Consider the following 24,020-nt stretch of genomic DNA (forward strand, 5'->3'; position numbering starts at 1 on the left):
TATGTCTAAATATGAAGTAGGTAGCGTTGTAAAAGGTAAAGTAACAGGCATCCAACCTTATGGTGCATTTGTTGCTTTAGACGAAGAAACTCAAGGATTAGTGCATATTTCTGAAGTAACTCATGGTTTCGTTAAAGATATTAACGAGCACCTAAAAGTGGGCGACGAAGTAGAAGTAAAAGTATTAGCTTTGGACGAAGCAAAAGGTAAAATCAGCTTATCTATCCGTGCTACTCAAGAAGCACCGGCAGAAACTGAAAAACCTGCAGCAAAAGCTAAACCAGCTAAAAAGCGCCAAGGTACTGTTCAACAGCCTCAAGCTGAAACTCCTCAAGGTTTCAACACATTAAAAGAAAAATTAGAAGAGTGGATTGAGCAATCAAACCGCGAAGATCTAATTAAAAAATAATACCTTAAAAAGCAATTGATAAAATTTTTTATCAATTGCTTTTTGTTTTTATGCACATTTACCTTCTTAAATAGATCAAACCTCTCTGTAAAAACTCTATTATATATCCATCTCTGCAAGTTTATTCATCGTTGATTTTGTTTAATGAAAGCGCCATCTTTACATTTTTCGAAAATTGGGTCAATATATAATTTAGGATCCATATTTTCTAGGTTCCCCCTACCTGTGAGGCTGGTAGGGGGAACCTAGAAAAGCATAAGCGTAAGGGGGCCTCCCTTGCGGGTTGCCCCCTTACGCTTATGCAGACCTTTTTGGGTGAGTGCTTTGGGGTCTGGTGTAGCGTTTGTTTGGGAGCATTTCTTGTGTAGAGCGCTTTTCTGTTTATGCAGCCTCTTGTAGAAGACTGTTTTCCATTTGCGGAGCACTTTTTAGAACACCCGATTAGGTGTAGTGGGCCGCTTGTTTAGGTAGAGATGTTCGCTAATTTCGTTGAACTTATATATTAAAGGGGAGATACGATGAATACTTTCACGAATTCAATTATTGAACAAACAGAAAAATACGGGGCTCACAATTATCATCCTCTTCCAATTGTTGTTTCAAAGGCGGAAGGGGTATGGGTGGAAGATCCTGAGGGGAATAAGTATATGGATATGCTGAGTGCCTATTCAGCAGTGAACCAAGGGCATCGTCATCCGAAGATTATTCAGGCGTTAAAGGATCAGGCGGATCGCGTGACGCTTACGTCACGCGCATTTCATAATGATCAGCTTGGGCCTTGGTATGAGAAGGTATGTACGTTAACAGGTAAAAATATGGCGCTTCCGATGAACACGGGGGCTGAAGCAGTTGAGACTGCGGTGAAGGCTGTTCGCCGCTGGGGATATGATGTGAAAGGCATACCGACAAATCAAGCAGAGGTTATTGCCTGTGTGGGGAATTTCCACGGTCGCACAATGACGGCGGTTTCGCTTTCTTCTGATGAAGAATATCAACGCGGTTTTGGACCTATGCTTCCGGGTATTAAGTTAATTCCGTACGGGGATTTGAATGCGCTAAAAGAAGCGATTACACCAAATACGGCTGGCTTTTTAATTGAACCAATTCAAGGTGAAGCAGGGATTGTTCTTCCTCCTGAAGGGTTCTTAAAGGCAGCATATGATGTATGCAAGGAAAACAACGTTTTATTTGTAGCGGATGAAATTCAGGTGGGACTTGCAAGAACGGGTAAAATGTTTGCTTATGAATGGGAAGGAATTACACCGGATGTCTTAATTTTAGGAAAAGCGTTAGGTGGAGGCGTGTTCCCAATCTCTTGTGTAGTTGCAAATAACGATATTTTAGGGGTATTTAATCCTGGATCCCACGGTTCTACGTTTGGTGGAAATCCGCTTGCTTGTGCGGTCTCGCTTGCTTCGTTAGAAGTAATTGAGGATGAGCACCTTGTGTCTCGCTCTCTTGAATTAGGTGAATACCTGCAGTCAAAGTTAGCAAGCATTCAAAGCACAAAGATTAGAGAGGTGCGTGGCAAAGGATTATTCATTGGCGTTGAGCTTTATGAAGAGGCTCGTCCGTACTGTGAACAATTAAAAGAAAAAGGCTTGTTATGCAAAGAAACTCACGATACGGTTATCCGTTTTGCTCCACCTCTTGTTATTTCCAAAGAAGAGCTTGATTGGGCAATTGAGCGTATTGAAGCAGTATTAATGGCATAAAAACAAAGGGAAATCCATCGCGGATTTCCCTTTGTTTTTAGTGAGTCGTTTTTGGTTCAGTGCGTTCCACTTCTACAGACGGTTTGAACAGCAGGCCAAGATTTACTAAGCCAGCAATTCCAACCAAGCCGTAGATAATGCGAGAAAGCGCTGCGCTTTGCCCACCAAAGATAGCAGCTACAAGGTCAAACTGGAAAAATCCAATTAATCCCCAGTTAATAGCTCCGATAATAGTAAGAACAAGTGCAGCACGTTGAATTCCACTCATAAGGTTACCTCCTTGAAATAAATGGTTCAGTAATAGGTTGCGGTTTTTGGGACAAAATATACATTGTTCCAAAATGGACAAAGCACATTTCGATGAAGCAGTTTTCTTTACAGGGATAAGCCGCTTCGGCATAATGAAAAATGAACGAAATGAGGAGGTATTTTAAATGGATAATTTTACTTTTTATAACCCGACGAAATTAATCTTTGGTGAAGATCAACTTTCTGCAATTAAAGAACAATTACCTCAATACGGAAAAAAAGTATTGTTAGTATACGGTGGAGGAAGCATTAAACGCAGCGGTTTATACGATGATGTTGTAGCAGTTTTAAAAGAAGCTGAAGCAGACGTTCATGAACTTGCTGGCGTTGAGCCAAACCCACGTTTAACAACAGTACAAAAAGGGATCGACATCTGTAAAACAGAAAACATCGAATTTTTACTAGCTGTTGGTGGCGGTAGCGTAATTGACTGTACAAAAGCAATCGCTGCAGGTGCAAAATATGATGGAAACGTATGGGACATCATTACGAAAAAAGCATTTGCATCTGAAGCATTACCATTTGGTACTGTTTTAACACTTGCTGCAACTGGTTCAGAAATGAACGCTGGTTCTGTTATTACAAACTGGGAAACACAAGAGAAATACGGTTGGGGAAGCCCAGCAACATTCCCTCAATTTTCAATTCTAGATCCTAAAAACACATTCACAGTACCAAAAGATCAAACGGTATACGGAATGGTTGATATGATGAGCCATGTATTTGAACAATACTTCCATCATACTTCAAACACACCGTTACAAGATCGTATGTGTGAATCTGTTCTAAAAACAGTGATTGAAACAGCTCCAAAACTTCTAAACGACTTAGAAAACTACGAGCTACGTGAAACAATTTTATACTCTGGTACAATTGCCTTAAACGGTATGCTTTCAATGGGAGCACGCGGAGACTGGGCAACTCATAACATTGAGCACGCAGTTTCAGCTGTGTATGACATTCCACATGCAGGTGGTTTGGCAATTCTATTCCCTAACTGGATCAAACATACATTAGAAGAAAACCCAGCTCGTTTTGCTCAAATTGCTGAGCGTGTGTTCCAAGTGGATCCTGCTGGAAAATCAGACAAGGAAGTAGCACTAGAAGGCGTAGAAAAACTAAGCGCATTCTGGTCAAGCCTAGGAGCACCTTCTCGTCTTGCTGATTACGAAATCGGTGAAGATAAGTTAGATCTTATCGCTGATAAAGCAATGGCATACGGCGAGTTTGGTCAATTCAAAAAATTAAACAAAGAAGATGTACTAGCAATTCTAAAAGCATCTCTATAATAAACGAAAAAGACCTGGCTCAATGGCCAGGTCTTTTTTATGAATCGAATTGTTCTCCGCGACGTTCTTTTTCCTGCTCATCGTACTTTCCTTTAAGATCATCATGAACGGTTTTTTCCCATAAAGGGACGTTCGTTTTATAAGCCGCTCGTGCAATCAAATGTCCTGCAACCGGTGAAGTGACGAAGATAAAGATAATGCCTAAAATAAGGCGTCCGCTTAAAAAGCCTTTGTCTACCCAAAAGAACAAAGCAGTTCCACTTAGAACAGCCATAATACCGAGCGTAGCGCTTTTTGATGCGGCATGACTGCGTGTATACGTATCAGGTAGGCGGAATAATCCAATCGTTGTCACAAGGCTTAGCAGAGCCCCCATTAAAATGATGATAACAGCGATGTATTTAACGATTTCGATCATGCTCAATAATCTCTCCCTTCTCTAAAAATTTAGAAAAGGCGATTGTGCCTACAAACGAGATAACCCCGAGTAAAAGAATAACTTCAAAAAATCCGTCCGTCCGAAGAAGCACACACATGATGGCGGTGATGGCAATTAAGTTAATTCCAATCGCATCTAAAGCCATAACCCGGTCAGCAGTCGAAGGACCTTTCACAACCCTATAAACAAGTCCCATTGTAGCGATTGCGATAATGATTAAGGAAATGTGTAGAAGTGTTTCTAACATTATCGACTCACCTCCATAATGGCTTTTTCAAACGTGTTGTGAATATCGTCGATTACTTCATTTACATCTTCAATGTTAATTGCATGGATGTAAAGAATGGAATTATCATCCGAAATATCAATGACGAGTGTACCTGGAGTTAGCGTAATTAAGTTCGCGAGCGTCGTAATCTCCCAATCTTTTTTTACAGAGATCGGCAAGGCGAAAATACACGGCTTAATATTGAGTTTCGGACGCAATACTTCTTTTAACACATCAATATTTGCTTTTACCAACTCTCGCAGAAAAATGAGCAATAGTTTAACGATGGCGTACACTTTCTCCATGTAAAATCGTCGATCGAAAAACCGGCGGAATAAAAATAAAATGATAATCCCTAATATATATCCTCCTACAAAAGTGGGACCGTCCCATGTGTTTTTTAAGAATACCCACACAAATGCAATTAAAAAATTTAAAACAATTTGAAAGGCCATGTTTTATCTACTCCTTCAATACAGACTGAATATATGACATCGGATCAGCTAATGTTTTAGCTGCTTCTGTAATATAAGGTAGGGCCCATTCTGTTCCAATTCCTAATACAACGGATAGTCCAACTAAAATCGAAATAGGAAGCAACAACCCTTTTGTAGACCCTTTCTCCTGTGATGACTCTAAAACTTGTTCTCCCCAGAAGCACGTCATAAAAATCTTCATTGCAGAGTAGAGAACTAATAAACTCGATAACAGCATGACGCCTACAAACACATAACTATGAGACTGTAGACCGCTCTGTACGAGCATAAGCTTTCCAATGAATCCACTGAGAGGTGGAATACCTGCAAGTGACAGAATGGAGAGGAAGAATAACCAGCCCATAAACGGATGGTGCTTGATCAGTCCCCCCATTTTTCTCATATCTGCGGTCCCTGTAACGCTAATCACAGCTCCGCACAGTAAGAAGAGGGCTCCTTTGATGATCATATCGTGAACAAGATAATAAATAGATCCTGTAAAGCCGTCAACGCTTCCGATGGTTAGACCATATAAAATAACGCCTACTGCCACAATAATATTGTAAATGACGATCTTTTCAATATCATGATAAGCAACGGCTCCAATGGTTCCAACAATAATTGTTAAAATAGCTAAGTAGCCAATAATCGGATGAGTGAACGCTTGGTCATGAATGAAAATAAGAGTAAATACACGGAAAATCGCATATAGCCCAACTTTTGTTAGTAAAGCACCGAAAAGGGCCGAAATGACAGGCGGTGGCGCTTTGTAAGAGCCAGGAAGCCAGAAGTACAGCGGGAAAATGCCACCCTTTAGACCGAATACAACTAGCAGTAACATCGCGATGACGGTAATAATCCCTTGATCACCGGCTGCTGTAATGCGAAGAGCTAAATCCGCCATGTTTAACGTTCCTGTTACCGCATAAAGATAAGCGACAGAAATCACGAATAAAGCAGATGAAACAACATTTACGAGAATGTACTTAATAGACTCTTTTAATTGAATTTTCGTTCCGCCCAAAATAATGAGCACATAAGATGACATTAACATGACTTCGAAAAATACAAAGAGGTTAAATAGATCCCCAGTTAAGAAGGCGCCGAATACCCCTGTAATTAAAAAGTGAACGAACGGATAAAAATAGAATCGCTCTCTCGCTTCGCCAATGGATCGAAAGGCAAAAAGAACGGCACAAAGGGCAATAATGCTTGTCGTAGCCACAAGGAGAGCTGAAAGCATGTCCGCAACTAATACAATCCCAAAAGGAGGTTTCCAGTTTCCAAGTTCATGCGTCAAAATGCCCTTTGTATGGACAAGGTGCACCAAATAAAACGATGCAACGACTGTTAATAATAAAGATAACGAGCTAATCCAGCGCTGTACGCGGATTTTATCTTTGAAAAATAATAAAACAATGCCGCTAAACATGGTCATGATGAGAGGAAGGATAACAAAATTACTCATGGTCTTCAGTTCCTCTCAGTTTATCCATATCGTCCGTTCCAAGCTCCTGATACGCTCGGTATGCAAGCACTAAAAATAGTGCTGTCACCCCAAAGCTAATAACGATCGCGGTTAAAATCAATGCTTGAGGCAATGGATCTGTATAGGAGGCGGCATTCTCTCCTAACAGAGGAACGGTTCCTTTTTTCAAACCACCCATCGTTAAAATAAGAAGATGAGCGCCATGGCTTAAAAGACCTGTTCCAATAATAATTCGAATGAGGCTGCGTGATAAAATTAAGTACGTTGCAGCCATAAACAAAATTCCTGATATAATCGCCATTAATACTTCCATTATTCGCTCTCTCCAATCGTTTGAATAATGGTCATTGTAATTCCTACAACAACAAGATATACGCCTAGGTCAAAGATCGTAGCGGTCGCAAGCTCTGTCTCACCGATAATAGGGAGTGTAAAGTGCCCGAAAGCATGAGTGAGAAAAGGAACGTGAAAGAAAAATGAACCGACACCCGTTCCTAACGCGACTAGCAACCCTATTGGAATGAGCAATTTATAGTCAAACGGAATGACGGTGCTCATTGTTTTAATGTCAAAGGCAAGTAACATTAAAACGAGTGCAGAAGAGGTCAAAAGACCGCCAACAAATCCACCACCCGGTCCAAAGTGCCCCCCTAGGAAAATATAAAAAGAAAAAATCATAATAATAAACGTTACAAATTTAGCAGCCGTTTGGAGAATGATGTCATTGCTTTTCATTTTCATTTCTCCTTTCGAGCTGAAGCTTAATTAAGGCAAAGATTCCAAACGCGGCAATACCGAGAACGGTAATCTCAAATAGCGTATCAAACCCACGAAAATCGACTAAAATGACGTTTACGACGTTTTTTCCGCCTGCTTCCCGGTAGCTTTCATTTAAGAAATACTCAGAAATGGATGTGAAAAGTCGATTACTATTTGCTGATAGGGCAACGAGGGTAACGACCACTCCTACTCCAAGCGAAATGAGAAAGTTTGTTAGGCGGAACGTCAGCTTTTTATTTCGCTTCAACTGTGGCAGATAGTAAAAACACAACAAGAATAACGCTACAGATATGGTTTCAATTACAAGCTGTGTAAGAGCTAAATCTGGTGCACGGAATAAGACAAAAAACAAGGCAACCGTATATCCAACGACCCCTAATGAAATAATCGCTGTTAAGCGCGATTTTGATAGAAGGGTGGTAATAGTTGCTGCCACCGTCACGAGAGCTAAGATGGCTTCGTACACACCAATTGGTGCTACGTTGGTGAAATCAAATTGAAACGCATTTTTTGCCCACATCGTTCCTAAGACAAGAACGATAAAGAAAGAGAAAATATAGACAAGGTAATCACGAATGAACCCAGTCATAAAGAATGACGTAATGCTCTTTGATCCTTGTTCAATTCCTTTTAATAGGCCGTTATACAGATTATTTAAAGTGAATTTTTTAGGAAGCAAGTCGTATATTTTTGTCCATTTCTTCAGCGTTACAAACAGCAAAATTCCAAGGAGAATTACCCCTAGAGTCATGGCGATTTCAAGATTAAGTCCATGCCAGAACTGAATGTTGATATAAAATCGCTCGCCGCCCTGTACAAGCTGAGGAGCAATAGCTGACATGGCTGGTTCGATAATCGTATAAGCCAAGATATTAGGGAAAAAACCAAAAACAATGACAAGCGAAGCTAGTATAATGGGAGAAATAAGCATCCCAATTGGTGCCTCGTGAGGCTTCTTCGCTAATTTTTCTGGTTGATAGGCTCCTGTAAATGTTTTAAATACGAGAATGATACTATACAGGAATGTAAAAATACTTCCTATCCATGCGACGATTGGGAACAGTACCCCCCACGTTTCTAAATGGTAAATATCCATCTCCATTACGTTCGTCATCGCGGTAAAGAACATCTCTTTACTTAAAAATCCATTGAAGGGGGGAATACCAGCCATGGAGAGCCCACCGATTAATGCAATGGTAAAGCTAATGGGCATGATGCTCATTAGTCCTCCGAGTTTTCTAATGTCTCTTGTTCCTGTCTCGTGATCAATAATCCCAACGATCATAAACAGACTTCCTTTAAAAGTCGCATGATTGATTAAGTGGAAGACGGCTGCCGTTAAGGCAATCACATAAAAGTTATCATCCAAGTAGTCATAGTGAAGGGCGGCACTTCCGACCCCGATTAGCGACATGATCAGTCCGAGCTGACTAATGGTCGAAAATGCTAAAATCCCTTTTAAATCTTTTTGCTTGATAGCAGAAAAAGATCCCCAGAACAACGTAATACTTCCGACTATTCCAACCGTAATAAACCATACTGCATTATCAGAGAAAATTGGGCTCATGCGTGCCAATAGGTAAATTCCGGCTTTGACCATCGTTGCCGAATGAAGGTATGCACTGACTGGTGTCGGTGCCTCCATGGCATCCGGTAACCAAATGTGAAATGGAAATTGGGCGGATTTTGTAAATGCTCCAAGGAGAAAAAGAATAAGAGCAGGGATAAAAAGCTCATGAGAGGTGATGACCTCAATTTGTGAAGACATTGCTTGAATACTGAACGTACCCGTTATAATGTACAACAAAGAAATTCCTGCGAGCATTGATAAACCACCAAAGACCGTAATGACCAGTGATTTTTGTGCACCGCTTGTGGACTTTTTGCGCTCATACCAAAAGCCAATTAGTAAGAAAGAAGATAAGCTTGTAAGCTCCCAAAAACTATAAAGAACGATCAAGTTATCAGACAACACCACTCCTAGCATTGCACCCATAAAAAGGAGCAAATACACGTAAAAGGAATGAAGCGCCTCTTTTGCTTTTGATAGATAGAAAATGGAATAAAGAATCACCAAAGCACCGATTCCACTAATAAGTAAAGCAAACAGTAAACTAAGTCCATCTATATGCGCTGTGAAATTAACGTGAAGGCTAGGAATCCATTTCAGCGTTTTAGTATACACATCCCCGTTTTGATTCATCGGGATAAAATGCAGAAAATACCCAAACAAGACGGCGGGGAGGGGAAACACAAACCAGCCTGTATGTATACGACGGAAGTTCTTATAAAAAAGTGGAATAAACACCGCCAGTATAAAAGGTGAAAGTATTGCTAAATGAAGCCAAGACAATGTACGAACCTCCTTTAAAAAGTATAGTTGGTAATATCTAGCCTTGATTATATACTAATCTTTTTTCGCGTGCATCCTTGCTACTCATATAGTATCAACCGTTTTTCAAACCTTATTAAATAAATAGAAACTCGGTTTTATTTGCATCAAAAAAAATTTATTTTGGGCATATTTTTTAATCAATTTGGCATCCTAATGATGAGGTGATGATTCGGTGTATAAGAACCACATCATTGTGGGTTTGTCTATATTCGGAGTTTTTTTAGCGGGTGGCTACGTACTGAATAACAAACTTGCAAGAGAGTACAGAGATGATCAAATCCATCCTATAAGCTATTACTATATCCAAGGAATTAATGCAGAAAAGCCGATGCGATTGGATCAATCGATTATGCGATTACCGACGTTTAAACCACGAGAATATGTAAAGATCGAACCGCGCACGTATCAGTTGATGAAAGCGGAAGATGAACCTTCTTTCAAATAATCTTCCTCAATACACAACTTCCATGTATAGGTAACCGCCTTCCTTCACTACAAATATTGAACGTAACACCTATACCCTTGTATAAAAAAGGAAAACAAATCCGTGTTTTCTCTTCCATAGAGTAGGGAAAAATTCAATAGGGACTATCATTAGAACCATCGAGTTTATTTGACTTTATGTAGTGGATTATGTTTAATTAAGTTTGTACTAAACCCCTATATTTTTCTGACTATTTTTCTGGGTTTTAAAAGGATATAGAAAGAAAATAAATCACTTTTAAATGGAGGAAAATACACATGACACATGTTCGTTTTGACTATTCAAAAGCACTGTCTTTTTTCAGTGAACATGAACTTACATATTTACGCGATGCAGTAAAAGTAGCTCACCATGCGCTTCATGAACAAACAGGAGCAGGTAGCGATTTCTTAGGATGGGTAGACCTTCCCGTAGATTATGACAAGGAAGAGTTTGCTCGCATTCAAAAGTCCGCGGAAAAAATTAAGCAAGACTCTGATATTCTACTAGTAGTGGGAATTGGTGGTTCTTATCTTGGAGCACGTGCGGCGGTTGAAGCGTTGCAACATTCGTTCTATAATGTTCTTCCGAAAGAGAAACGTACGACACCACAAGTTTTATTTGTAGGTAACAACATCAGCTCTACGTACATGAGAGATTTAATGGATCTATTAGAAGGAAAAGACTTCTCTATTAACGTTATTTCTAAGTCAGGTACAACAACAGAGCCAGCACTAGCTTTCCGTATTTTCCGCAAGCTATTAGAAGAAAAATACGGTGTTGAAGAAGCTCGTAAGCGTATCTATGCAACAACAGATAAAGAGCGTGGAGCTCTAAAAACGTTAGCGGATGCTGAAGGCTACGAAACGTTCGTTATTCCTGATGATGTAGGTGGACGCTATTCTGTTCTTACAGCTGTTGGTTTATTGCCAATTGCAGCTAGTGGTGCAGACATCGAAGCAATGATGAAAGGTGCAGCAGATGCACGCGAAGCGTTCTCAAAATCAGAGTTAGAGGAAAACCCAGCTTATCAATATGCGGCAGCTCGTAACGTCCTTTATAACAAAGGAAAAACAATTGAGATGCTTATTAACTATGAGCCAGGTCTTCAATACTTCTCTGAGTGGTGGAAACAACTATTCGGTGAGAGCGAAGGGAAAGACCAAAAAGGGATTTATCCTTCATCAGCAAACTTCTCAACAGATCTTCACTCTTTAGGACAGTATGTTCAAGAAGGTCGTCGTGACATTTTTGAAACGGTTGTTCAAGTGGAAAAACCACGTCATGAACTAACGATTGAAAAAGATGCAGACGATTTAGATGGACTGAACTACCTAGCAGGTGAAACAGTTGATTTTGTTAATAACAAAGCGTTTGAAGGAACGTTATTAGCACATACTGATGGCGGTGTTCCAAACTTTATTGTGACACTTCCAGAGCTTGATGCTTATACGTTCGGTTATGTGGTTTACTTCTTCGAAAAAGCTTGTGCGATGAGCGGTTATCTATTAGGCGTTAACCCATTTGATCAGCCAGGCGTCGAGGCTTATAAAGTGAACATGTTTGCTTTATTAGGTAAGCCTGGGTTTGAAGAGAAAAAAGCAGAACTAGAAAAGCGCTTAAAATAATATAAAAAAGGTGATCCAGATGGGTCACCTTTTTTATATGTTTCCTTCCTCCTTGAGCTTATAGAATAGTGTGCATTGGAAAAGCTAATAGCAAAAGGAGTGGTAATCATGATTGAACTAACATCAAGAATTGATGGTGAAACCTTTAAGCTTTTTTATCTAGAGGAGAAATTAAAGCCGCTAGGATACACAATAGGAGGAGGTTGGGACTACGATCACGGTTCATTTGATTACAAAATCGATGATGAAGTAGGCTATCAATTTCTTCGTGTCCCTTTTGTTGCAGTTGATGGAGCGTTAGATACAAAAGGAACAACTGTCCGAATTCAGAAGCCCTTGCTTTTATCACATAAATATCAAATTGGGCTTGATGATCATGTTCATGTAGGTAATCTAAAGGCATCCATTGATCAATTTGCAGAACCGCAAGATCCTGATGCCCAGTTTCCAGAGAAATATGTAGATCTTGGATGTTCTCTCGTTCGAGAATTAGAAGAAGTGTTGCTTAAGTAATCCAATTTTTTCGTCATCTCGTACCTATGCTACAAAAAGAGATGACTTTTTTTATGGTGCTGAAAAAAACGTGTCGTACATGACGTTGCTTATTAGCTGATTCGTATTAATGACCTGGTTTGCTCCGGCGTGTTTGGCGTTTACGACTTGTTCAGACGTTAAAATTTCAATGATGCTGTGAATAGAAGGGTTAATCCCTTTAATGGCAATCAAAATTAAAATACTCTGCATATCAGCCAATGCTTCTGCTTTGTAAGGATCAGAGGTAATCAATACCTTATCTGCTCCTGCGATGTTGGCTTTTTCTAGTACAGATGTGTAGGTGGGATTTCCTTTTACAAAATAAACGTTTTCGCAAACCATGGGGTTCTCCGTTAACGAATTATCGATTAATACAATCTTATATTCGCCTTTATCAATTTTAAAATGATCAATAAATTGCCTTGTTCGTTCATTCCATCCAATGATGACGTAATGCTTCGTTCCTTTATATGAAAGAGTTCCCTCCATGTAAGCATTCTCCTTTGCAACGACAATTGACGATAAGGTAAAAAAGTAAGTGCTAATAAATCCACAGCCGAGTAAAATGAGTACAATTCCTAGAAGCCTACCAACGACTGTTTCAGGTGCAAAATCACCATATCCGACTGTAGCGATGGTCACAACAGACCACCAAATTCCATCAAATACAGTCTTAAATTGCTTCGGTTCTAACCAATGAATAATGACACCTGCAGTGAAAATGAAAAACAAGGCGATAACAGCTAAACGGTATAAAATAGAATGACGAAAAAAACGAAATAATAGTGCCTCAAACAATAAAAAACCTCCTAATCCTGTGCTGTCTCTTTTTCATTATGTCCAGCAAGGATAGGAGGTATAATTAAAATTTCTATTTAAACGTCTGTCTCATTACTTCACCGGTGGTTGAAAATATTCAATCCATTCACCGTCTGGACCGTAGAAGAACAAATATTTTGCTCCGTTTGGTAAATGCTGAATATCATCGTACACGAATCCAACGTTTGCTTGTTCTAGGCGGTGGAGCTCCTCTTCGATATGATCAACTGTAAAGGCAATATGGTGCACCTTTCCTTCGGCAGGAAGAGAAGGATTGTATCCCTCAATAAATTCTACAATAATTTCATTGTTTAACCCTAAAAAAGCTAGTTTCAAATTCGAATCGCTATGAGGTAAGCGTTCGATTAATTCTAATCCTACTACTTCTTGATAAAATGTGATTGATGCTTCGATATCCTTTACTTGAATACCCACGTGCTCAAATTTCTTAATACTCATAATCGGCCTCCTAGGTTCAAAAACTAAAAATTAGTTTAATTCAGACAATACATTCTGTCAATGAAAGAAGACCGATTTCAATCACATAGATTCATGAACGATAGAAAAGTACAGGCAGCTGATCATTTGCTGTAAGGCGCCTTGAACTTTTAAAAGTGGATTTAGCCAACTATTGAATTCGGTTCGTTAGAGAATTAATCGGATACAACGTGCCGTCTAGCGCAAATGAAATACGGCCTGTTTCTTCAGAGACAACGAGTACGAGTGCATCGGTTTGTTCCGATAATCCAATCGCAGCACGATGTCTAGTCCCTAGTTTTTTGTTCGTCACGGCAATTGATGATAGAGGAAGTACGTTCGCCGCAGATACGATGTGATTCCCTCTAATCAATACCGCGCCATCATGCAGTGGATTGCCGGGGTAGAAGATCGCTTCTAGTAGCAAGCTGTTCAAAGGAGCTTCAATCGGTATGCCTCGTTGAATAAAAATGTCTAGATTTGTATCTCTCTCAATAATAATTAGGGCGCCGTGATAGCGCTCTGACATATGATGAATAGCGATTGAAAGCATTGGATGATGAGAGGTGAAAGGTGATAAGTATTGCTGTAAATAGTACGAGGATGCAACTGACTGAATATCAATGAATAGCTTGTACATTTCTTCAAAATCACACAGCAGACAGTGGTCCTTTGTATTTAGACTGCTGGCTAACTGATGGGCTTCAAGTGATATTTCATTTAAATTACGTTTAAGCATTTCTTTAATGGAAGCTGTAAGCGTGTAAGATTCTGGCTTCATTGTTCTAATCTCCTTAAAACCAACGTATTCCGACGAAATGTCATGGCGTTGAAGAACTAGTTCTACTATTTGCGAAATGGCTTGATTTATTCGCAAAAGCCACTGTTTTTTTAATTTTGTAATTGTTTTTTAATGGAAAAATATTTTGATTTTGCTATACTCGAAACATAAGCCACTGCTGTTCTCAGAAGAACAATGCTGTAAGTTGTAGAAACACTCTTTACGGAGTGTGGACAGGCAGGACCGGTGAGTTTTGTTGAGGACATTGGGTTCCATTATTTTATAGAGCTGATTGAATCTTTATTTTCACAGTTCTTAACTGAAGAAGGAGAGGTAGTCGTGCATCCGTCTGACAAACATGAAAAATCATTACTTATGTTGTGTGGAGTGGTTGCAGTTATTCTGCTAGTTTCTATTTTGAGAAAAATTTTTTAATAGTGAGGAACGAGCTGTTCTTTATTATTTCTGTATAACTTAAGATGGAGTAAGAAACCGCTGTTGAACGAGCATAGTTGACAAACATTCTAAATATGTTAAAATTTCTAAAAAAACAAACTTATCCAGAGTGGGGGAGGGAACTGGCCCAAAGAACCCCGGCAACCTGCATAGAAGCAAGGTGCCAAATCCAGCAAAATGCAAGACATTTTGAAAGATAAGGTTACTTTCGCCTGTAAAAGTCTTTCATTCATGAAAGACTTTTTTATTTTCATCACTTTTCACCTAGATGAATACACTATGCTAACTTGATGTGTATAGCAAAGTAGATTGAATCCTTGTTTTAAAACCACCTTTTTTGATCGGTAAACAAGACATAGGGGGACTGAAAATGAATGAGAAGCTTGTATATGACACGTGGGAAAAAGCAGATATTCCAACGTTTCCTAGTGAGAGCGATACAAAAGGCGCGCTTGAAACTCTCCAATGGGCATATGACCATTACGGAGATACGCTCGTCTATGCGTGTAGCTTCGGGATCGAAGCCATTGTTTTATTAGACTTAATTTCGAAAGTAAAACCAGATGCTAAAATTGTCTTTTTGGATACCAACCTTCATTTCAAAGAAACGTACGAAACCATTGAGAAAATTCAAGAGCGGTTTCCGAAGTTGAACATCCACCTTCAACAGCCTGCTTTAACGTTAGAAGGGCAAGCGGAAAAGCACGGAGAAGAGCTTTGGAAGACGAATCCTAACTTATGCTGTGAGATTCGCAAGGTTATTCCGTTACGTAAAGCCGTAGAGTCTCACGAGGCATGGATTACCGGACTTAGACGCGAGCAATCAGAATCCCGAAAAAACACGAACTTTTTAAATCAAGATCATAAATTTAAACGTATTAAAGTTTGTCCGTTAATCCACTGGACATGGAAAGAAGTTTGGCGGTACGTCTATAAGCATGAATTGCCTTATAACAAATTGCATGACCAAGGGTATCCTAGTATCGGTTGTGCGCCCTGCACGTTGCCAACACACAACATGGAAGACCTAAGAGCCGGAAGATGGTCCGGTCATCAGAAAGTGGAATGTGGCCTTCATGAGTCCGCACCAAATTCATAATCTTTTTTTGAATATAAAACCGACTAAACAGATCGAAATTATATTAGGAGAGTGTTACGTATGACGACTATTGCAGCACACGGTGGAACCTTAATTAATTTATTTGATCCAACTTACTCATATAATTCTTTTGAAAAAGAGATTGAGCTAGATAACATTGGTTTAAGTGATTTAGAGCTGATTGGAATTGGTGGCTATAGTCCGTTAACTGGCTTCTTAGGAAAAGCGGATTATGAATCGGTCGTTGAAAACATGAGGCTTACAGACGGGACGGTATGGAGTATTCCGATTACTCTTCCTGTCACAAAAGATCAAGCGAATTCTTTTTCAGTCGGTGATCACATAAAACTATCTAAAGATGGTGTTGTATACGGCGTATTGGAGCTGACAGAAATCTACGAGCCGAATAAAGAAAAAGAAGCGCAAAACGTATATCAAACTACTGATCGGGAACATCCAGGCGTAAAAAAATTATTTGAGCGTCAAGATGTTTATGTAGCAGGCCCTATTAAATTAATTAAAAGAACAGAGAAACAGCGTTTTCAAACCTATTATTTAGATCCGGTTGAAACACGTCAGAAATTTGAAGATCTAGGCTGGAAAACGGTTGTTGGATTCCAAACGCGTAATCCCGTTCATCGTGCGCACGAATACATCCAAAAAACAGCGTTAGAAATTGTTGATGGATTGTTTTTAAATCCGCTCGTTGGCGAAACGAAGTCGGATGATATTCCAGCTGATATTCGTATGGAGAGCTATGAAGTGTTGTTAGAAAACTATTATCCTAAAGACCGCGTAGCTCTTGCTGTATTCCCGGCTGCAATGAGATATGCGGGTCCTCGTGAAGCAATTTTCCATGCGCTTGTACGAAAAAACTTTGGATGCACGCACTTTATCGTTGGAAGAGATCATGCTGGAGTAGGGAATTATTATGGCACATATGACGCTCAGAAGATTTTTAGTCACTTCACTGCTGAGGAGCTAGGTATAACGCCGTTGTTCTTCGAGCATAGCTTCTACTGCACAAAATGTGAAGGAATGGCTTCTACGAAAACATGCCCACACGAAAAAGAAGATCACGTCATCCTTTCAGGAACAAAGGTAAGAGAAATGTTGCGTAACGGAGAAATTCCACCAAGTACATTCAGTCGAAAAGAAGTTATTGAAGTGTTAATTAACGGGTTACGTCAACAAGTGACATCTTAACAAGAAAGGGTGAATGAGTATGGGAGAGTCGACTAATATTGTTTGGCATAATTCGAATGTAACGAAGGAAGAGAGACGAGAGAAAAATCAGCATCATAGCTTCGTCCTATGGTTTACAGGTCTATCAGGTTCTGGGAAATCTACCGTCGCAAATGCTGTAGCAAGAGCGCTGTTTGATCAAGGAATCGGAAATTACGTGTTAGATGGTGATAACATTCGATTTGGTTTAAATAAAAATTTAGGGTTTTCAGATGATGATCGCAAGGAAAACATTCGGCGTATTGGAGAAGTGGCGAAGCTGTTTGTAGACAGTGGGCAAGCGGTGTTAACGGCGTTCATTTCCCCATTTCAAGAAGATCGTGATCAAGTAAGAACAATTTTAGGGGAAGATGAATTTGTTGAGATTTTTGTAAAATGTCCGTTAGACGAATGTGAGAAGCGTGATCCAAAAGGACTTTATAAAAAGGCTCGCAGCGGTGAAATTAAGCAATTTACAGGAATTGATTCTCCCTATGAAGCACCGAATCGCGCGGAGCTAGTTGTGGAGACGGATAAACATGACATCGAAGAATGTGTTCAGCTTGTACTCGATTATTTAAAAGAGAGACGATTTATTTAAATCTACGGTACAAAAAGCCCTTAATCACGTTCTTCATGATTGAGGGCTTTATTAAATGGTTTTTTCAGAGAGGGGCAGTTCAGTGGGCAAAGTGTATTTAGTAGGAGCAGGTCCGGGTGATCCAGAACTAATTACAGTTAAAGGAATGAAATGCATTCAGCAGGCAGATGTAATCTTATACGATCGCCTAATTAACAAAGAACTTTTGCAATATGCAAAGAGGGATGCAGATTTTATTTACTGTGGCAAACTGCCTGATGATCATACGATGACACAAGAGACAATTAATAGCTGCCTTGTTAGATATGCATTAGAAGGGAAGGTTGTCACAAGACTAAAAGGAGGAGACCCTTTCGTATTTGGACGTGGTGGAGAAGAAGCGGAAGCGCTCGTCCATCATAATGTTGAGTTTGAAGTCATACCAGGTATCACATCAGGCATAGCCGCAGCAGCATATGCAGGCATTCCAGTGACTCACCGAGACTATAGCGGAAGTTTTGCATTTGTAACTGGTCATCGGAAAGATCACGGGGATGAAGTGAAATGGAAGAGTCTAGCGCAAGGAGTTGATACACTAGCCATTTACATGGGGGTTAGTCATCTGTCTTCAATCTGTGACGTTTTAATAAAATATGGAAAATCTTCTTCTACACCAATTGCCTTAATTCACTGGGGGACTTACAGCGAACAAAAAACAGTAACGGGAACCTTGGCGAACATTGTGAGCATCGTAAAGGGTGAAAATATCCAAAATCCGAGTATGATAATAATAGGAGAGGTTGTTCGTCTTCGAGAAACATTGCAGTGGTTTGAAAAGACAACAATGCCGATCTACGAATATGCATAAAGTGGGTGAAGAATGATGAAAGCTATTCTATACGTGTGCCATGGGACAAGAGTAAAAGAAGGGGAGGAACAGGCGAAGCAATTTATTGAACGTTGTAAGGAGGAAATCGACGTCTCCATTCAGGAAGTAAGTTTCCTAGAGCTGTCTTCTCCAACAATTGAGCAGGGCTTCCGAACTTGCGTAGAAAAAGGTGCAACAGAAATTGTGGTTATTCCTATCCTCTTGCTAACAGCCGGTCATGCAAAAGAGGATATTCCACAAGAACTGCAACAGGTACAGAATAAGTTTCCACATATTAATGTGAAATATGGACGACCGTTTGGTGTTCATCAGAAAATTATTCAGCTGCTGTTGCAGAGAATTAGTGAGACAAAGAAGGAGATTCAAAGTGATGCGCGTCTTCTACTAGTAGGAAGGGGAAGTACGGATCCTGATACGAAAAGGGATTTTTCACTTATTGTAGAAGCTCTAAAGAAGGAAAGTTCGTTTAAGGATATTGACGTATGCTTTTTGGCGGCTACAGATCCGACGTTTGAGGAGGGCCTGATAAAAGCAAAGCAGTCGCAAAATTCACAGGTATTTGTGGTCCCCTATTTATTATTCACTGGCGTACTAATGAAGGGGATGCAAAAGACGTTGAAGAATTATTCAGATGAGCAGCAGGAGTTTATTTTATCGAACTACCTAGGCTATCATCCTCTTTTAGAAGAGGTGCTACATGAGCGCGTGTATGAACAAATCGTATCAGACGGGAGAAGCTAACATGTACTCGGTTTCTTTACATTTAAAAGGCAAAAAAGTCGTAGTTGCTGGTGGAGGAAAAATAGCAACGAGGAAAATTCGCTCGTTGCTGAAAGAAGAAGCAAATATTACCGTTATTTCCCCCAGCGTATCGGCGGAGATTTTGCACTGGCGAACGGAGAAAAGGATTAAGGTGTATGAGAGAGAGGTAATTCCTTCAGATCTTAAGGATGCGTTTCTTACGTTTCTCGCAACGAATGATGAGGCGCTTAATGAAAAGCTAGCCCGCAGTCTACCTCCCAATCAGCTTGTTAGTGTGGCAAGTGACTATAAGTGTGGAAATTTTAGCGTGCCTGCTCAATTAAAGAGAGGGAAGTTATCTGTTTCCGTCTCTACTAGTGGTGCAAGTCCGTCTCTTGCAAAAGAAATTCGTAATGACCTAGAGGTCTTGTTTAGCGATGAGTATATTCAATACGTCGAATTCCTTGATCAATGTCGCAAGGTTATCAAATCTCTAGAGGTAGATCATGCGCAAAAAGAAACATGGTTAAAGCTTATTTTAGAAGAGAGATTTAAGAACGAGCAGGAGACACGTGAAGAATTTTTAGCGTACATAAAACAAAAATGAAGAGGGGGTGCTGTTCAAACACCTGACCTCTTCATTTTTATTAGCTTTCAACCTCAATACTCTTTACTCCTTCAATTTCCTGTATATCGTAGTACACATCTGTTGCGATTCGTTTGTTCGAGACGTGTATACTAGCTTGAAGAAGGACTAGTTCACCTTCTAAATCTTTAATTCGAATGTTTTTGACACGGATATCTTTTAAAATAATTTGTTCAATAATGCTTGTGGCATTCTGGCCATAGGGAATTTTCAAGCGCAGGATCAGCTCTTTTTCACGCAATCGACGTGGGCCGATGAAAGTAAATAAATAAGGGATTAGTTCAACGCTTAAAATAAGCAGTACGAGGCCAGAGATTGCTTCAATAAAAAATCCTGCTCCTACGGCAATCCCGATTCCTGCAGCTCCCCATATAATAGCAGCAGTTGTTAATCCAGAAATGCTGTCATTTCCTCTTCGTAATATAACACCAGCACCTAAAAAACCGATTCCAGAAACAATTTGTGCCGCTAAGCGCATTGGATCCATTGTGATATGATCAATTTTCTTAAAGGCATAGGCTGATTCAATGGAGACCATCGTAAGAAGACAGCTTACAATGGAGATAACAAGAGAGGTTTTTAATCCAACAGGTTTTCCTTTTAATTCCCGCTCTAGCCCGATGATTAATCCGAGTAAAGCCGAAACACCGAGTTTAATAAATACGTCGTACATATTGTATTCCAATGTCATCACCTAAATTCGTCGATAGTTAAAGGGTATTCTTACATAAATATGTGCTATAGGATAGGAATATGTAAAGAGGTAAATGAAGAAAAAGATGATTTTTCATTTACCCCCCTTATTTATGAATAAATTAAATCGTTGTAAAGTAATCTTTCATTCCTTCACGGAGTTTATATTTTTGAATTTTTCCAGAAGCGGTCATAGGAAATTCTGAGACGAATAAAATGTACTCAGGTATTTTATAATGAGCAATTTTTCCTTTGCAAAATTCTTTCATATTTTGCTCAGTGACGGAACAATTATCCTTTAGAATAATACAGGCACCTACTCTTTCTCCGTATTTTTCGTCGGGAACTCCGATAACTTGAACATCAAAAATAGAAGGGTGTTGATACAAAAACTCTTCTATCTCTCGCGGATAAACATTTTCTCCTCCACGAATGATCATATCTTTTAATCGACCAGTAATTTTAATATATCCCTCTGAGTCAGCTGTTGCTAAGTCACCGGTATGTAGCCATCCCTCTTCATCAATAGCACTATCCGTCGCTTCTGGCATTTTATAGTAGCCTTTCATTACAAGATAGCCTCTTGTGCAAAGTTCCCCCTGTTCCCCGTCATTTACGGGTTCATTTGTAATTGGATCGACAATTTTAATCTCTACGTGCGGGTGTACTTTCCCGACTGTTTCTACTTTTTTCGTAATAGAATCAAGCGGCGTGGTTTGTGTAATGACAGGAGAGGACTCTGTTTGGCCGTAGGCAATGGTAATGTCTGTCATATGCATTTCGTTCATCACCTTTTTCATCACTTCAATTGGACACGGAGATCCTGCCATAATTCCTGTCCGAAGAGTGGATAAATCGTATTGTTTAAAGTTAGGATGATTTAGCTCGGAAATAAACATAGTCGGAACTCCTTGAAGCGCAGTACATTTTTCTTTTTCAACGGTTTGTAATACAACCTCGGGGTCGAATTCTATAATTGGCGCCATTGTTGCCCCCACTGTTACAGAAGCGAGCGTTGACATTACACAACCAAAACAATGAAACAGTGGAACTGGTATGCAAAGAATATCAGTAGAACGTAATCCCATCGACTGAGCAACAAGAAACCCATTGTTTACAATATTGTGGTGTGTAAGCATCACACCTTTTGGAAAACCGGTAGTCCCAGACGTATATTGCATATTAATTACATCGCTAGGAGTAGGAAGCAGCTCGCGTTTATACAATTCTTCATCCGTAACAGAATAGTGGCCATCCAAAAACTGCGACCAGGTGGGGAAAGAAGATTTTGTCTCTGGTGTGATCCGGATGAAGTTTTTCAAGGCTGGCAGCTGAGATGGAGAATGTCTTTTTGATTGGTAGAGCTTTTCTACGATAGATAAATATGAAGTAGTTTTAAATTCATCGATGAAAAATAAAGTAGAGGTATCTGACTGCTTAAGTAGATATTCAAGCTCGTGTTCTTGGTAACTCGTATTAATTGTAACCAATACCGCGCCAATACGTGCGGAAGCGAATTGAAGAAGAATCCATTCAGGAACGTTAGTTGCCCAGATTGCGATATGCTCACCTTTTTTTATACCTAGGTTCAACAAAGCTTTTGCGACAAGAGTTGTTGCATCGTAGAACTCCTGATAGGTATATCGAATATTCTCCTTTGAGTAAACAATGGCTTCTTTCTCTTTAAATGATAAAGTCGTTTCTTTCAATAATTGTCCGATCGTTTGGTTTTTCAGCATAAAGGCCTCCTCAGCGTATAAAAAAATGTTCTCCTTTTCATCAAATGATGATAAAAATAAAATGTAAGAAGGATTAACATCATCTTAACAAAAAGTTAGAATATTTCAAAAATAAATATTCGACAAATTATGAAGAGGAGGACGTTGATGGAAAAACAGCTCTTAAAAGTTTACGGAGTTCTGTTTGTAGGTGTGATTTCAATTTCCACATCAGCCATATTAGTAAAGTTTTCTCATGCTCCTTCAGGGGTCATCGCCTTTTACCGCTTGTTATTTTCTGTGTTACTTTTGCTCCCTTTTGTTGCGTGGCGTGGAGGTGGAATAGAGGATATTAAGAAGTTTACCAGGAGAGAATGGGGCTTATCATTTTTATCGGGTCTATTTTTAGCTCTTCATTTCATCCTTTGGTTTGAATCACTTCGATATACGTCTGTAGCTAGCTCTGTCGTAATTGTCACACTTCAGCCCCTATTTGCTTTCGTAGGAGCCTATTTTATTTTCAAAGAGAAAGTCAGTACAAAGGGGATTGTTTGTGGGATAAGCGCAATTATTGGGAGTATCATTATTAGCTGGGGAGATTTTCATATTAGTGGTGGAGCAATGTATGGAGACTTTCTCTCATTAGTAGCCTGTGCCTTGGTCACCGCCTATTTACTAATTGGGCAAAAGGTTCGAAATAACACTTCTCTACTATCCTATACGTTTATTGTCTATGCGAGTAGTACAGTTGTGTTGCTTATTTATGTATTGATAAAGGGCGAGCCGTTGGTTGGTTATCAGCTAGATGAATGGGTGTACTTTGTTTTACTAGCAGTTTTTCCAACTCTTCTAGGACATTCGCTATTTAATTGGTCAGTGAAATATGTAAGCACTTCAACAGTATCGATGGTAATTCTATTAGAGCCCGTTGGAGCAGTGTGGTTAGCATACATATTATTGGATGAGAAAGTCATGACCACGCAATTACTAGGAGGACTTCTTATTTTTCTTGGTGTTATCCTCTTTATGCTGGAAAAAAAGAAAGATACCCATCCTTTAAAGAAGGGTATCAATTATTAGTAAAGGGATTGAAAATGAGAGGCAAGTAAGGAAAAGGTAAGTCCTAAAGAAGAAAAAGTAATCATTGAAAGTCCGTTTACTTTTTCTTTTTCCTCTTGGTTACATATATTAATCGCTTCCCAGTAGGCAGCGTAGATCAGAATGATAGACATACTAATACATACAATGAGTGCTAGTTGAATGAGATTGATCATTTATAAACCTCCCGTTAGCTGTAATCTATTAAAAAGATATGTAAGCTAGAAATGATATATTCACACTTTTCGTAGTGAGATTAAAAATGGTAGAAAGGGGAGGTTTGCTCATTGTATATCTAGTGAAAGATGTAGCAAGAAGAAACTTATTAGAGGTAGTATATTTCTTCTAGAAAAAATGATAAGATAAGGTACAAGCTGTTTTTAAAACTTTTTTCAAAAAAGGTATTGCGTTTAACAAAAAGAGATGATATATTATTACTTGTCGCTAAGACAACACGATACAAAACAAAACGTCAAAAAACTTTTTAAAAAAGTTGTTGACAATGAGATTTGTAAGTGGTAAGATAATAAAGTCGCTTACGAGCGAGATGAACTTTGAAAACTGAACAAAACAAGCAAAACGTCAACGTTTTAAAAGTAAGACAA

The 24,020-nt window shown here is 39.4% G+C and carries 27 protein-coding genes and 1 riboswitch; of the genes, 13 read left to right on the plus strand and 14 right to left on the minus strand.

What is annotated here, in order from left to right; translation table 11 throughout:
- The first annotated feature begins 1 nt into the window (after nucleotide 1).
- The gene (gene yugI / locus AMD01_RS04635; RefSeq protein WP_053400241.1) at nucleotides 2–409 is read left to right on the plus strand and encodes a S1 domain-containing post-transcriptional regulator GSP13; all 408 of its coding nucleotides are present in this window, start codon (nucleotides 2–4) and stop codon (nucleotides 407–409) included.
- A 518-nt stretch (nucleotides 410–927) separates the two neighbouring features.
- The gene (locus AMD01_RS04645; RefSeq protein WP_053400243.1) at nucleotides 928–2,124 is read left to right on the plus strand and encodes an ornithine--oxo-acid transaminase; all 1,197 of its coding nucleotides are present in this window, start codon (nucleotides 928–930) and stop codon (nucleotides 2,122–2,124) included.
- Nucleotides 2,125–2,161: 37 nt separating this feature from the next.
- Here AMD01_RS04645 and AMD01_RS04650 read toward each other — a convergent pair whose 3' ends face one another.
- Nucleotides 2,162–2,392 (minus strand): DUF378 domain-containing protein, encoded by a 231-nt coding sequence (locus tag AMD01_RS04650; protein WP_053400244.1) that lies wholly within the window; start codon nucleotides 2,390–2,392, stop codon nucleotides 2,162–2,164.
- Nucleotides 2,393–2,558: 166 nt separating this feature from the next.
- Between AMD01_RS04650 and AMD01_RS04655 the strand changes: the two genes are divergently transcribed.
- Entirely contained in the window at nucleotides 2,559–3,722 is a 1,164-nt protein-coding gene (locus AMD01_RS04655; protein ID WP_053400245.1) for an iron-containing alcohol dehydrogenase, read from the plus strand.
- A gap of 37 nt (nucleotides 3,723–3,759) precedes the next feature.
- On the opposite strand, the gene mnhG is transcribed toward AMD01_RS04655, so the two are convergent.
- From mnhG to AMD01_RS04690, 7 genes are read right to left on the minus strand one after another with little or no spacing between them, the layout of a single operon-like run.
- Nucleotides 3,760–4,140 (minus strand): monovalent cation/H(+) antiporter subunit G, encoded by a 381-nt coding sequence (mnhG, locus tag AMD01_RS04660; RefSeq protein WP_053400246.1) that lies wholly within the window; start codon nucleotides 4,138–4,140, stop codon nucleotides 3,760–3,762.
- Nucleotides 4,124–4,408: a Na(+)/H(+) antiporter subunit F1 gene (locus AMD01_RS04665; RefSeq protein ID WP_053400247.1), complete on the minus strand. Its 285-nt coding sequence runs from the start codon at nucleotides 4,406–4,408 to the stop codon at nucleotides 4,124–4,126. The genes mnhG and AMD01_RS04665 overlap by 17 nt, the downstream gene beginning before the upstream one ends.
- Nucleotides 4,408–4,884, minus strand: coding sequence for a Na+/H+ antiporter subunit E (locus AMD01_RS04670; RefSeq protein WP_053400248.1), 477 nt, complete (start codon nucleotides 4,882–4,884; stop codon nucleotides 4,408–4,410). Before AMD01_RS04670 ends, AMD01_RS04665 begins: the two co-directional genes overlap by 1 nt.
- 7 nt (nucleotides 4,885–4,891) lie before the next feature.
- The gene (locus tag AMD01_RS04675; protein ID WP_053400249.1) at nucleotides 4,892–6,373 is read right to left on the minus strand and encodes a Na+/H+ antiporter subunit D; all 1,482 of its coding nucleotides are present in this window, start codon (nucleotides 6,371–6,373) and stop codon (nucleotides 4,892–4,894) included.
- Complete coding sequence (locus AMD01_RS04680) at nucleotides 6,366–6,707, minus strand: Na(+)/H(+) antiporter subunit C (RefSeq protein ID WP_053400250.1); 342 nt, start codon at nucleotides 6,705–6,707, stop codon at nucleotides 6,366–6,368. Before AMD01_RS04680 ends, AMD01_RS04675 begins: the two co-directional genes overlap by 8 nt.
- Nucleotides 6,707–7,129: a Na(+)/H(+) antiporter subunit B gene (locus AMD01_RS04685; protein ID WP_053400251.1), complete on the minus strand. Its 423-nt coding sequence runs from the start codon at nucleotides 7,127–7,129 to the stop codon at nucleotides 6,707–6,709. Before AMD01_RS04685 ends, AMD01_RS04680 begins: the two co-directional genes overlap by 1 nt.
- Nucleotides 7,116–9,527, minus strand: coding sequence for a Na+/H+ antiporter subunit A (locus AMD01_RS04690; RefSeq protein WP_053400252.1), 2,412 nt, complete (start codon nucleotides 9,525–9,527; stop codon nucleotides 7,116–7,118). Before AMD01_RS04690 ends, AMD01_RS04685 begins: the two co-directional genes overlap by 14 nt.
- A 214-nt stretch (nucleotides 9,528–9,741) precedes the next feature.
- On the opposite strand from AMD01_RS04690, the gene AMD01_RS04695 reads away from it, so the two are divergent.
- The 3 genes from AMD01_RS04695 to AMD01_RS04705 all read left to right on the plus strand — a co-directional run bounded on the left by AMD01_RS04695 (nucleotide 9,742) and on the right by AMD01_RS04705 (nucleotide 12,173).
- Nucleotides 9,742–10,014, plus strand: coding sequence for a hypothetical protein (locus AMD01_RS04695; protein WP_053400253.1), 273 nt, complete (start codon nucleotides 9,742–9,744; stop codon nucleotides 10,012–10,014).
- Between the two features lie 296 nt (nucleotides 10,015–10,310).
- Complete coding sequence (locus AMD01_RS04700; RefSeq protein ID WP_053400254.1) at nucleotides 10,311–11,660, plus strand: glucose-6-phosphate isomerase; 1,350 nt, start codon at nucleotides 10,311–10,313, stop codon at nucleotides 11,658–11,660.
- A 108-nt stretch (nucleotides 11,661–11,768) separates the two neighbouring features.
- Nucleotides 11,769–12,173 carry a YugN-like family protein gene (locus AMD01_RS04705; protein ID WP_053400255.1) on the plus strand — a complete coding sequence of 135 codons (405 nt, stop codon included), beginning with the start codon at nucleotides 11,769–11,771 and terminating at the stop codon, nucleotides 12,171–12,173.
- A gap of 51 nt (nucleotides 12,174–12,224) precedes the next feature.
- On the opposite strand, the gene AMD01_RS04710 is transcribed toward AMD01_RS04705, so the two are convergent.
- From AMD01_RS04710 to cdaS, 3 genes are all read right to left on the minus strand, one after another.
- Nucleotides 12,225–12,992, minus strand: a complete 768-nt coding sequence (locus AMD01_RS04710; RefSeq protein WP_053400256.1) for an ion channel — start codon at nucleotides 12,990–12,992, stop codon at nucleotides 12,225–12,227.
- Nucleotides 12,993–13,085: 93 nt separating this feature from the next.
- A complete protein-coding gene (locus tag AMD01_RS04715; RefSeq protein ID WP_053400257.1) occupies nucleotides 13,086–13,472 on the minus strand; it encodes a VOC family protein in 387 nt (128 codons plus the stop codon).
- A 169-nt stretch (nucleotides 13,473–13,641) separates the two neighbouring features.
- The gene (gene cdaS / locus AMD01_RS04720) at nucleotides 13,642–14,271 is read right to left on the minus strand and encodes a sporulation-specific diadenylate cyclase CdaS (RefSeq protein ID WP_053400258.1); all 630 of its coding nucleotides are present in this window, start codon (nucleotides 14,269–14,271) and stop codon (nucleotides 13,642–13,644) included.
- A 553-nt stretch (nucleotides 14,272–14,824) separates the two neighbouring features.
- A riboswitch (SAM riboswitch) is annotated at nucleotides 14,825–14,930 on the plus strand.
- Between the two features lie 167 nt (nucleotides 14,931–15,097).
- Here cdaS and AMD01_RS04725 point away from each other — a divergent pair.
- From AMD01_RS04725 to AMD01_RS04750, 6 genes are all read left to right on the plus strand, one after another.
- Nucleotides 15,098–15,826, plus strand: a complete 729-nt coding sequence (locus tag AMD01_RS04725; RefSeq protein WP_053400259.1) for a phosphoadenylyl-sulfate reductase — start codon at nucleotides 15,098–15,100, stop codon at nucleotides 15,824–15,826.
- Between the two features lie 60 nt (nucleotides 15,827–15,886).
- Complete coding sequence (gene sat, locus AMD01_RS04730; RefSeq protein WP_053400260.1) at nucleotides 15,887–17,032, plus strand: sulfate adenylyltransferase; 1,146 nt, start codon at nucleotides 15,887–15,889, stop codon at nucleotides 17,030–17,032.
- Nucleotides 17,033–17,051: 19 nt separating this feature from the next.
- On the plus strand, nucleotides 17,052–17,651 hold the full coding sequence (gene cysC, locus AMD01_RS04735) for an adenylyl-sulfate kinase (RefSeq protein ID WP_053400261.1): 600 nt from the start codon (nucleotides 17,052–17,054) through the stop codon (nucleotides 17,649–17,651).
- Between the two features lie 82 nt (nucleotides 17,652–17,733).
- Complete coding sequence (cobA, locus tag AMD01_RS04740) at nucleotides 17,734–18,498, plus strand: uroporphyrinogen-III C-methyltransferase (RefSeq protein WP_053400262.1); 765 nt, start codon at nucleotides 17,734–17,736, stop codon at nucleotides 18,496–18,498.
- Between the two features lie 12 nt (nucleotides 18,499–18,510).
- On the plus strand, nucleotides 18,511–19,260 hold the full coding sequence (locus AMD01_RS04745) for a sirohydrochlorin chelatase (protein WP_245638886.1): 750 nt from the start codon (nucleotides 18,511–18,513) through the stop codon (nucleotides 19,258–19,260).
- 1 nt (nucleotide 19,261) lies between these two features.
- Nucleotides 19,262–19,867, plus strand: a complete 606-nt coding sequence (locus AMD01_RS04750; protein WP_053400263.1) for an NAD(P)-dependent oxidoreductase — start codon at nucleotides 19,262–19,264, stop codon at nucleotides 19,865–19,867.
- Nucleotides 19,868–19,907: 40 nt separating this feature from the next.
- Here the strand turns inward: AMD01_RS04750 and AMD01_RS04755 are convergent, their stop codons facing one another.
- Both AMD01_RS04755 and AMD01_RS04760 read right to left on the minus strand, forming a co-directional pair.
- A complete protein-coding gene (locus AMD01_RS04755) occupies nucleotides 19,908–20,579 on the minus strand; it encodes an MgtC/SapB family protein (RefSeq protein WP_053400272.1) in 672 nt (223 codons plus the stop codon).
- Between the two features lie 142 nt (nucleotides 20,580–20,721).
- Nucleotides 20,722–22,338 (minus strand): AMP-binding protein, encoded by a 1,617-nt coding sequence (locus AMD01_RS04760; protein WP_053400264.1) that lies wholly within the window; start codon nucleotides 22,336–22,338, stop codon nucleotides 20,722–20,724.
- Between the two features lie 147 nt (nucleotides 22,339–22,485).
- Here AMD01_RS04760 and AMD01_RS04765 point away from each other — a divergent pair, with 147 nt between their 5' ends.
- Nucleotides 22,486–23,397 carry a DMT family transporter gene (locus tag AMD01_RS04765; protein ID WP_053400265.1) on the plus strand — a complete coding sequence of 304 codons (912 nt, stop codon included), beginning with the start codon at nucleotides 22,486–22,488 and terminating at the stop codon, nucleotides 23,395–23,397.
- Here AMD01_RS04765 and AMD01_RS04770 read toward each other — a convergent pair.
- Nucleotides 23,394–23,591 carry a hypothetical protein gene (locus AMD01_RS04770; RefSeq protein ID WP_053400266.1) on the minus strand — a complete coding sequence of 66 codons (198 nt, stop codon included), beginning with the start codon at nucleotides 23,589–23,591 and terminating at the stop codon, nucleotides 23,394–23,396. The two genes, AMD01_RS04765 and AMD01_RS04770, sit on opposite strands and share 4 nt — an antisense overlap.
- Between the last annotated feature and the right edge of the window lie 429 nt (nucleotides 23,592–24,020).

Source organism: Priestia koreensis (assembly GCF_001274935.1).
Taxonomy (GTDB): domain Bacteria; phylum Bacillota; class Bacilli; order Bacillales; family Bacillaceae_H; genus Bacillus_AG; species Bacillus_AG koreensis.